Annotated in this window: 2 protein-coding genes; both read right to left on the bottom strand. The window is 70.7% G+C overall.

The features are described from left to right. A partial coding sequence (locus AB8Z36_RS27250) for an amino acid adenylation domain-containing protein (RefSeq protein ID WP_369216027.1) occupies positions 1–4,706 on the bottom strand: 4,706 nt, incomplete at its 3' end. Between the two features lie 252 nt (positions 4,707–4,958). Continuing rightward, positions 4,959–6,152 (bottom strand): sensor histidine kinase, encoded by a 1,194-nt coding sequence (locus AB8Z36_RS27245; RefSeq protein WP_369216028.1) that lies wholly within the window; start codon positions 6,150–6,152, stop codon positions 4,959–4,961. Positions 6,153–6,207: the final 55 nt, after the last annotated feature.

The following is a 6,207-nucleotide window of genomic DNA, read 5'->3' as shown; positions in this document are numbered from 1 at the left end:
TTGCCACACCGCACTGCTACCGCATCCGGCGACCGAGCGACCCACCCCTCGAACGCCTCCACCACCGAACCCGCCACCACGGGGCGGGCCGTGTCGTTCCAGTCCTCCACCACCCGCGACCGCTCGTCGGCCGTCAGGACGTCCACCTCGCTGAGGCGGAGCCCCGGATCGGCGGCGACCTGTGCCAGAACGCGGGTCAGGCGGCCCGCCAGGGACTCGGCCGTGTGGTCGTCGAAGAGGTCCAGGGCGTACAAGATGTCGCCGTCGAGGCCACCCGGCGTCCCTCGTTCGTCGCGGCGTTCCGTCAGGGTCACGGCCAGGTCGAAACGGGCGGCGGGCGCGGTCATCGTCGCCGAACGCACCTGTGTTCCCTGCAGATTCCACGTCGGCTCGGGCACGTTCTCAAGGGCCAGCATCACTTGGAAGAGGGGGTTGCGGGACACGGAACGCTGTGGATTGAGCTCCTCGACGAGGCGTTCGAAGGGCACGTCCTGGTGGGCGTAGGCGGCCAGGTCAGTGGCCCGCACCCGCTCAAGGAGTTCGGCGAAGGTCGGGTCGCCGCTCAGGTCCGTACGCAGCACCAGCGTGTTCACGAAGAAGCCCGCCAGGTCCTCAAGGGCCGCGTCACCCCGCCCGGCCACGGGTGTCCCCACCACCACGTCCTCGCCCGCGCCCAATCGGGACAGCACCAGGCTCACCGCCGCGTGCACGACCATGAACATCGTCGCCCGGCCCCGCCCGGCCAGTTCCACCAGCCCGGCATGCGTCCGCGCGTCCGTTCCCACCGGCACCCTGCGGCCCCGGTAGGTGGGCGTGGCCGGGCGGGAACGGTCCACGGGCAGGGCCAGCTCCTGCGGGGCACCGGCCAGGGTGCGGCGCCAGTGGTCGAGCTGCGCGCTGAGCAGGCTCGCCGGGTCGTCCAGCTCGCCCAGCGTCTCCCGCTGCCAGAGGGCGTAGTCCGCGTACTGCACCGACAACGGGGCCCACCCCGGTGTACGGCCGACGCGACGCGCCGCGTACGCCGCCTCCAGATCCCGCGCGAGCACGGTCATCGACCAGCCGTCCACCGCGATGTGATGGGCGACGACCGACAGGACGTACTCGCCCGAGATGTACTCGCCGGGACTCGTACGCGGCATGAGGAGCCGGGCCCGCCACGGCAGCTCCACCCGCAGATCGAACCCACGGGCCGCCTGCTCCGCCAACACCTGCTCGACCTGGTCCTCCCCGACCTCGGCGACCGGCAGGGGCGGGCGTCCGGCGGCGCCTTCCAGTACGTCCTGCCGCGGCACCCCGCCCGTGTCCGGGAAGACCGTGCGCAGGCTCTCGTGCCGGTCCGCGACATCACCGAGCGCCGCCTCAAGCGCCGCCACGTCCACCTCACCGGAGATCCGAAGCACCAGCGGCATGTTGTAGGCCGCGGCTGCCCCCGGGACCGTCTCCTCCAGCCGGTTCAGGAACCACATCCGCTGCTGCGCGTACGACAGCGGCAGCACCTCCGGCCGCCGCGCGACGGCCCGCAGGGCCACCTGTCCCCCGCCACCGGCGCTCTCCCCGACGACACGCGCCAGCTCCGCCACCGTCGAAGCGCCGAACAGCTCTTTGATCCCCACTTCTACGTCGAGCACGGCCCGCACCCGCGCGACAAGCCGCATCCCCAGCAGCGAATCCCCGCCGAGCGTGAAGAACGACGCGTCGGCGGCGACCTGTCCCAGCCCGAGCACCTCACCGAACAGCCCGCACAGCACTTCCTCCACGGGGGTCGCGGGCCCCTTTCCGGTCGCGTCGCCCGAGAAGTCGGGGGCGGGCAGGGCCTTGCGGTCCAGCTTCCCGTTGGCGGTGAGCGGCAGGGCGGCCAGTTCCAGGACCGCCGCGGGGACCATGTACTCCGGCAGATCGTTGCCCGCGTACTCCCTGAGCTCCTGCGGGGACAGGTCACTCGTCCCCTCCGCGACCACGTATCCGATCAGGCGTTTGTCGCCGGGCCGGTCCTCGCGTACGACCACGGCCGCTTGGCGGACGTCGGGGTGCGCGGCGAGCACCGCCTCCACCTCACCCGGCTCCACCCGGAAACCCCGGATCTTCACCTGGTCATCCGCCCGGCCCGCGAACAGCAACTGCCCGTCGTCCGTCCAGCGGGCCAGGTCACCGGTCCGGTACATCCGCGCGCCCGCGTGGAAGGGGCAGGCCACGAAGCGCTCAGCGGTCAGTTCCGGACGCCCGACATAGCCACGCGCCACACCAGGACCAGACACGTACAGCTCCCCTGTCACACCCGGCGGGACCGGGCGCAGGAAGCCGTCCAGGACATAGGTGCGTACGTTGCCCAGGGGCCGCCCGATCGGTGGTGCCTCATCCTGCGGGCGTATGTCCGCCGGGACCAGGTCGGCAGTGGTGATCACCGTGGCCTCGGTCGGGCCGTAGGTGTTCCACAGCCGCGCCTGCCCCACCCACCGGCTGGCCAAATCGGCGGTCAACAGCTCCGCGCCCAGCACCCAGTTCCGTACACCCGGCACGACAGCCGGGTCGAGCACGCCGAGAAGCGAGGGCACGACACTCGCCGTGGTGACCCCGGTCCGCTCGATCATCGCCGCCAGCGCGGCAGGCTCCGCCCGCTCCTCCGCCGACGCGACCGCGAGCGTCCCACCACCCGCCAACGTCACCGCCACATCCAACACCGCCGCGTCAAAACTGAACGACGCGAACTGAAGCACAGTCGTACCCTCCGACACACCCAACGCCGGACGCATCGCCTCAGACAGATTCGTCACGCCACCCTGCGCGACCGCCACACCCTTCGGACGACCCGTCGAACCGGAGGTGTAAATGACGTAGGCGAGCTGATCAGGGCCGATGTACGTGCGTAGCGGCTCATCGGACTGCTCGGCCAACTCCAGGCCGTCCAGGCGCACCACGTGCGCCCCACCCACCGGCAACGTGTCAGTTGCTCCGAGGACAACCTCCACCCCACTGTCCGCCACCATGAACGCGAGCCGCTCCGCCGGATACTCCGGGTCCAGCGGTACGAACGCCGCCCCCGCCTTCCACACCGCCAACTCCGCCACCACCATGTCCACCCCGCGGGGCAGACGCAAACCCACCCGCGGCTCAACCCCCACACCCAGTACCGCGAGATGTCGCGCCAGACGATTCGCCCGCGCGTCCAACTGTGCGTAGGACGCGCATTGCTCGGCGCCACACCGCACCGCTACCGCATCCGGCGACCGAGCGACCCACCCCTCGAACGCCTCCAGCACGGAACCCGCCGCCACGGGGGAGGCTGTGTCGTTCCAGGCCTTCACCACCCGTGAGAGCTCCGGTCCCTGCACCGCGTCCGCGCGGCCCACCGGGGCCGTCGGGTCGTCGATCGTGTGCCGCAGGAAGGTGAGGAAGGAGCTGTGAACGGAGCGGGTCCATGTGCGGTCGTAGAGAGACGGGTTGGCCTCCAGGGTGATCTGCATGCCCTCGTTCTCGGTCCAGCCGCTGACCAGGACGCCGAACTCCTCGACGCGTCGGCTGGACGCGTCGCGTACGACGCCCCGGGCTTCGCCGAGGCGCAGGCTCTCACCGGCCCTGGGCATCACGTTCACGTAGGGGCCGAAGTGGCGGTGGTCGCCTTGTGGCCAGGCGAGTGCTCGGCGTAAGTGCTCGCCCCGGAAGTCCTGGTGGTCCAGGAGAGCACTGATCTCGTGGTCCGCGTGGCGTGCCAGGTCCAGGAGGCTTTCGGCGGGGGCGGTGGAGAGACGGAGCGGCAGGATGTTCGCCGTCGTGCAGGGGGTGCGGCGGGTCCGGGGTGTGGTGCGGGCGGCGACCGGCAGGCTCAGGATCGTTTCTCCGGTTTCGCTCAGGCGGGCGAGGAAGGCCGCGAACGCACCGACGACGAGCCTCGGCCAGCTCACTCCGGCGCGGGACGCCGCCGCGCGGAGACGTTCGACCGAGGCGGGGGGCAGCACGCCCGTTTCTCGCAGGGGCTCGGTGGCGGCACCGGCTGCGGTGGTGTCCGGCCCGGACGGCCGGTGTCCGGGGATGGTCGCGCGCTCCGGACGGTCGGCGAACCGGTCGAGCCAGTGGTCGCGGTCGCGCGCGAAGCGTTCGGAGTTCCGGTAGGTGGACTCCTGCTCCAGCAGGTCGCTCAAGGTCGCGTGCCCGGCGGGGGCGGGGGCGCGGCCGTGGAGTGTCGCCGTGTAGATGTCCGCCACGCGGCGGCCCAGCAGGGAGCAGGCGTAGGCGTCCATCAGGAGGTGGTCGTAGCGCTGGCACCAGATGTGGCGGTCGGGGGCCAGCCGGAAGAGGGCGTACGCGTAGGGGCGTCCGCCCGGTTCCCGGCCGGGGTCCTGCCGTGTCCACGCTTCGGCGATGGTCCGTGCCTCGTCGGGGTTTTCGGAGGCGCTGTGCGACACGTCGAATCGGTGCATCAACGGGCTCTGGGCGGCGAGTAATGCGTTCCTGTCCGATGCCGGGGCGATGATCTGTGTAGCCATTTCCCCGGCGTCTTCCCCGGGGCGCACTTCTCGTACGTGCAGGATCTCGGTTTCCGCGACAGCTCGGCGTACGGCGCTTTCCAGTGTGTGTGCGTCGATCGGGCCGTTGATCTCGACGTACTGGCCGACGGTGTACTGGCGACGGTCGCCGTCCAGGTGCTGCGCGAGCCAGATTCCCTCCTGGGAATCGAAGAGGGGCAGCACGATGTCAGCCTTGCCGGTCATATTTCCCCCTCGCCGAGCTGTTCGCGTCGGCTGAATGCTGGAATTCCCCGGACGTACACGCAACAGGACGATACCGATTGCTCTCGGGGATTCCCAATGACCAACTATTGGCTGTCTGTTGGTCCGCCTCCCGGGGGAACTGCCGGGACGACCGGGGGAACTGGCGGGACGAACGAATATGGGGAGGGACTCAACTAGGCGGTGCCGTGTGAAGCAAACCGCGATTCACTGGAAACGTCCAACCGCTCATTCTCACGGTTGGACACTGTGCCGTGCGGGTCCGTGGTGGTGGCGGGGCCGCTGGTCCGCCACGCGCAGGGGGAAGGCCGCTTCGACGACGAGGCCGCCCTGGGGCCGGGCCCGCGCGTGCAGGGTCGCGCCGTGGACGTCGGCGATGGAGCGCACGATCGACAGGCCGAGACCGTGGTGGCCGTCGCCCGCGGTGCGGTCGAGCCGCTGGAACGGTTCGAGGAGGCCGTCCACCCGGTCGGCCGGGATCACCGGGCCGGAGTTGCTCACCCGTACGACGGCGCGGTCGTCCTCGACGCGTGTCTCGGCGCGCACCCAGCCCTGGTCGACGTTGTAGCCGGAGGCGTTGTCGAGGAGGTTGGCCACCAGCCGTTCGATCAGCGGGGCGTCGCCCCAGATGTCGGCGGGGGTGGTCTTCGCCTCGACGCACAGGCCCCGCCGCTCCGCTTCCGGGCGCCAGCCGAGTACGGCGCGGTCGGCCAGTTCACCGAGGTCGAGGGGTTCGCGGCGGTCGAGGCCGCGTTCGCTGCTGGAGAGGGTGAGGAGCGATTCGAGGAGTTGTGCCTGCTGTTCGCTGAGGACGAGGAGGCGTTCGAAGTTGGCGCGGAAGGAGTCGACCGTGGCGCCGCGGTCTATGAGTGACTCCTCAAGGAGCGCGTGCTCGACGGTCAGGGGGGTGCGTAACTCGTGCGCGGCGTTGGCCACGAAGCGCTTGTGGGAGTCGAGCGCGGTCTCCAGTCGGCCGAGCAGTCCGTCGACGGTGTCGGCGAGGTCCTTCAGCTCGTCGTCGGGGCCCGCGACGGCCAGTCGCTCATGGACGTTGCGGGCGGAGATCCGCTGGATGCTGGAGGTCATGGTGCGCAGGGGGCGCAGGACGCGGCCCGCGATCAGCCAGCCTAGGCCGATCGCGATCACCGACATGATCGCGAGGGCGATGCCGGACTCGATGAGCAGGTCGTGCATCTCGGCGGCGTGCTGGCGTTCGGCCTGCTCCCGCTGGGCCTTGGCGAAGGCGTTCAGCGCGCCGGGGCCGACGGTGTCCGGATAGAGGTGGATGCCGCCGTCGGCGGGGAAGGAGGCGCCGCCGTCGCCGCGGCTGAACAGGAAGAAGCCGTTGGGCCGGTTGGCGAGCAGGTAGGTGATGGTGAGCAGGATGCCGCCGGAGAGGACGAACATCAGCCCGTAGAGAAGCGTCAGCCGCGTACGGACCCGCCGGGGGCGGCGCCGCGGAAGCCCCTCGGCACTCCGAGGG

Source organism: Streptomyces flavofungini (assembly GCF_041028215.1).
GTDB lineage: Bacteria > Actinomycetota > Actinomycetes > Streptomycetales > Streptomycetaceae > Streptomyces > Streptomyces flavofungini_B.
Note: the sequence above shows the minus strand (reverse complement) of the source record. Positions and strands in the feature narration are given on the sequence as shown.